At 33.4% G+C, this 4,506-nt stretch carries 3 protein-coding genes and 1 pseudogene; all 4 read left to right on the top strand.

Annotated elements, in window-relative coordinates:
* The coding region (locus tag C8J95_RS18465) for a pitrilysin family protein (RefSeq protein WP_146173452.1) at window positions 1–1,053 on the top strand (1,053 nt) is incomplete at its 5' end.
* Between the two features lie 68 nt (window positions 1,054–1,121).
* The gene (locus C8J95_RS18470; protein ID WP_078721090.1) at window positions 1,122–1,838 is read left to right on the top strand and encodes an outer membrane beta-barrel protein; all 717 of its coding nucleotides are present in this window, start codon (window positions 1,122–1,124) and stop codon (window positions 1,836–1,838) included.
* Window positions 1,839–1,865: 27 nt separating this feature from the next.
* Window positions 1,866–3,563 (top strand): S41 family peptidase, encoded by a 1,698-nt coding sequence (locus tag C8J95_RS18475; RefSeq protein WP_107810189.1) that lies wholly within the window; start codon window positions 1,866–1,868, stop codon window positions 3,561–3,563.
* A 416-nt stretch (window positions 3,564–3,979) separates the two neighbouring features.
* A pseudogene (locus C8J95_RS18480) lies at window positions 3,980–4,506 on the top strand (peptidase M61); the annotation flags it as partial.

A 4,506-nucleotide genomic window follows, 5' to 3' on the forward strand; every position in this document is an offset into this window, starting at 1 on the left:
AAATCCAGTATCAATTTTGGTTTCGGAGGTCAAAATTTATCTGTTAATGTAAATACATATAAGAATAATTTTGCTGAGGTGATGGGAATTTTAAAGGATATATTATCTGATTCTGTATTCCCTCAGGATGAACTTACCAAATCAATAAAAGAATACAATACATATTTGGAGGCATCTTTAAATGATCCCCAGACCTTAGCCTTTACGGAGATTAGCAGAATAAATCAAGGTTATCCAAAAGACCATATTTACTATACTCCATCAATTCAGGAACGGATAGGCTTTAATAAGGGAGTGAAACGTGAACAAATCGTTGATTTCTATCAGAATCTTATTGGAGCTAACTACGGAGTAGGTTCAGTGATCGGTGATCTGGATGCTAAAACTGTTAAAACAGTATTAGAAGATACATTTGGAAAGTGGAATACAAAAACCAAATACAGTTATGTAGTTCCGACCTTCTTCCCTTCTAAAAAAGAAGATAAGGTAATTAACACCCCGGACAAAGAAAATGCAGCGGCAGTTGGTGCTATAAACTTTAAAATGGATAGAAAGAGTCCTGACTATCCGGCTCTCCTTTTGGCAAATGAAATGTTAGGAAGCGGAGGGTTTGTAACCTCAAGAATTCCGGTGCGCCTTCGTGAAAAAGATGGAATCAGCTATGGTGCAGGATCATATGTGAGTGTACCTTATATCAATAATGTTGCTTCATGGGGTTATTATGCTTTCCTTAATCCAACAAAGAAAGATGCTGTAGATAAAGCTGTTCGTGAAGAAATTGCAAAAGCTTTAAAAGAAGGTTTCACTGATGGAGAACTTAAGGCAAATAAGCAAAGCTGGCAAAACTCTAGAAAAACGGGATTGGGTAATGACGGAACTTTAATGGGATTGGTAAATAGTAAATTGTTATATGATATTCCATTAGAAGACTATGATGCTCTGGAAAGTAAAGTGCTAAATATAGGCGTACAGCAGGCAAATGAGGCATTGCGTAAGTACCTTAAAACAGATCAGCTTACTACATTAGATGTAGGGGATTTCAGTAAAAAATAAGCCAATAAACACAAATTTTAACTTAAACTATTGTATTAATACCAAAAATTCATTTCAAAATAAAATTTATGAAAAAGACTTTTATCAAAATATGCTGTCTTTGTTTCTTACTCTTGGGAATATTTATATCGGCACAACATAAATTCAAAATAGGTTTAGATGCAGGATACACCTATACAGTTATGCATGCCAATCTCTCCAGTCTCAAGGATTCAAAATATAATGGGCGTTATGGCTATGGCGTTAATTTATCCGGAGAATACAGAGTGTGGAAAACACTTTTTGTCTCATCTGGAGTTTCATACTTACAGAAAAATTATGAATTCGAAAGAACAGGAGCGCATAGTGGCTGGTACAGTAAGTATACTAATAATTTTTTAGCTTTTCCATTATTAGTAGGTACTTATGTCTTTAATGATCCGCATGAAACCAAAGGAGTCTGGGGTAAATTGGCAGGAGGTATGTATACCGAATACTGGTTAAGTAGAAAATATGATGGACAATATCCTGTCCTTGGAGAATTAAATTTAGACGGAACTAATCCTTATACCAAAGTATCGGGGACTTATGATTTTAAGGCTAATGAAAATCAATTTAGTCGTATAGGTTATGGGATTCAAGGGCAGGCTCAATTAGGCTATTCTTTCAATAAATTTGATGTATACGGAGCTTTTAACTATCAATATGGCCTCTCAGATATTACTAAGGCCAATAGTGATAAAAACCAGAAAATGAGTACCAGTTCTTATATGCTCTCCGTAGGAGTTACCTATAAATTTGACTAACACTTTATTTAACATCTATATATTATTATGAAAAGAAATTTTATTAAAATACCATTTTTAGCTATTGGCTTTACTATATCAGCATTATCAATTAATTCATGTGTAAAGGAAGATGAAGTATCTATAACGGAACCTACACGATACACTAAAGATGATGTAAAATCCTATGGTGATCTTTTTAAGTTGTTTTGGACTGTTATGGACGAGCGATATAATTATTTTTATGAGCAAAAACGAAAAGACGGAATGGATTGGGATGCGATCTACAAAGAATATTATCCTAAGTTTGCAGCTTTAAAATCTTATAAACAGGAAGGATTTACAGATCAGGAGAAAGATAATGATGCGAAAAAGGCAGAGGAATACTTCGCGGCTATCATAGAACCAATTATCGACAGACATTTTATTGTAGGTATACAACTTCCTGTGGGCAGAATGGGAGTATTTCGGGGAGATTCGAAAAGTAAAAAAAATAATGTATATAATTTTACCAACAAAAGAAGCTATATGATTAATAAGTTAACCGATAATAGTTTGACGGTTGGTAATTTTACTTCGAATGGAAAAGTTGTATTTAGATTTCTTGCCGGTAATTTAAAATCTAATCCGGATATTTATTACTTAACTTCAGATGGTTTTTCTTTCTATAATCTTATCATGGAACCAGCTGATCAATATCTCATTCCGATCCCTGGAGATACAAATGTCTTAACACAAGCGGCAATAGATAGTAGTGCTGACCTAAATGCTATTAAAGATATTACACAGAGAAATAACGTACGGGATTTCACGCTAGATATACTGAATAAATGGAATAATTTCTTTACTTCTGCAGATGTCAGGAACTTTAATGAAGGATTAAAAGTGTTTAAAAATACAGAAGAAGTATCTGATACTTTTGTAACAGCAGCAAATAGTGCATCTACAAAGTCTTTAGCGCTACCTGATTATGCAAGTTCCTCAACATATTCATCTGTAAGAAATACTACAACCCAGGCATATATTGACTGGTTTATGGAACGTATTAAATCTCATGTAGAGAATGCATATAATTATCCTAAGTTTAAAGATGATTTACCTGGTATTCTATATAGAATGAAATTCTATCAGAAACTCTTTAATCCTTTACAACGAGGTGAAATCAAAAAACTGATAATTGATCTGCGAGATAACGGAGGAGGTGCAGTTGTAGATTTCAAATATTTTATAGAGCGCTTTGTAACCAAGAATGCGATCTACGCATATCAAAGAACAAAAGAAGGTACCGGTCGATTTAACTATACCCCATGGGTACCTGTGGAAGCAAAGAAGCATCAATATGCAATGCTATCAAATATTCCGATTACAATTTTAACAGACAAAGGAAGTATGAGTATGTCTGAACTTTCAACACTAATGTTAAAAAGTCAGGGAAGTCAGGTAATCTCAATAGGAGATTATACAGCAGGTGGAACAGCCGGGTTGACAACAGACTTAGATCAATTTAATGGAGGTATTAACAACTTAAATGGCGGCTTTACTTTTGTTGCTGGTCTGATGAGATTTTATGTACCTGTAATGGCGACAAAGGATACGAATGGGGAGGTAATTGAAGGGATTGGCATAAAACCAAATATCTATGTAACACCACCTACAGATGAAGAAGTAGAAACTTTGAAAAATTCTCCCGGAACCTTTGTAGATAGAGTAATGAATGAGGCTATAAAATACCTGTCTTCTAAATAAAATTTAATTACAACCTATCTAAAATTTGATTTCGTTATTTACACAGAAAAAGAAATACTAAGTAGTATTAGAATTAAAGAACTTTATTAGAGGTTTTGTGTATTTGAAAAGTCTTTTCCTTTATGAGGAATAGTATAAATGTGATTTGGTGAGTCTCGGAAATATCCGGGACTCTTTTTATCCTTAACTCAAGTAGAAAATAAAATTATCTTTCTCCTTATTTGTAATAGATAAGCAATATAAAACAAGATAAACTTTTTGCCTATTTTCACTTTATTCAGATTATGATTATTATAAGTATTTCACATGCAAATTAGATAATGTTAGCTATTGTACTATAAATTGTTAGAGCATAAAGCCTGGATATAAGCTCATTTGAATATAATTTCGTATCCTAATTAAATACTTAAAATTAAATGAATAAAATCACAACCCTGATAGGAGCTTTAGCTGTTACTATAGTCAGCGCTCAGTCTATTAAAACCAACATCGACCTTGTTAATATAAAAGATGACAAAGTAGCCGTAATGATGGAGTTCCCGAAAATGAAATCATCTGATGTAAAATTTCATTTTCCTAAAACAGTTCCCGGAACTTATTCTGTAGACGATTACGGAAGATTTATAGAAGGCATTAAGTTTTACGACAATAAAGGAAGAGAATTACCTTACACAAAGGTTGATGACAATACTTATACCCTGAAAAATGCACGCGACCTGACTAAAGTTACTTATCTGGTTAATGACAGCTTCGACGAAGAAACGGATACATCGAAACACAAAGCTGTATTTTCACCTTCAGGAACAGATATTGAAGAGAACAAAGTACATTTAATCAATACTCATGGCTTTATCGGTTATATAGATAAAATGCAAGATGTACCTTATAGACTGGTGATACAAAAACCAGCAGATTTATATGGTACTACAGCTCTAGTAGATCA

Source organism: Elizabethkingia sp. YR214 (assembly GCF_003058195.1).
Taxonomy (GTDB): domain Bacteria; phylum Bacteroidota; class Bacteroidia; order Flavobacteriales; family Weeksellaceae; genus Elizabethkingia.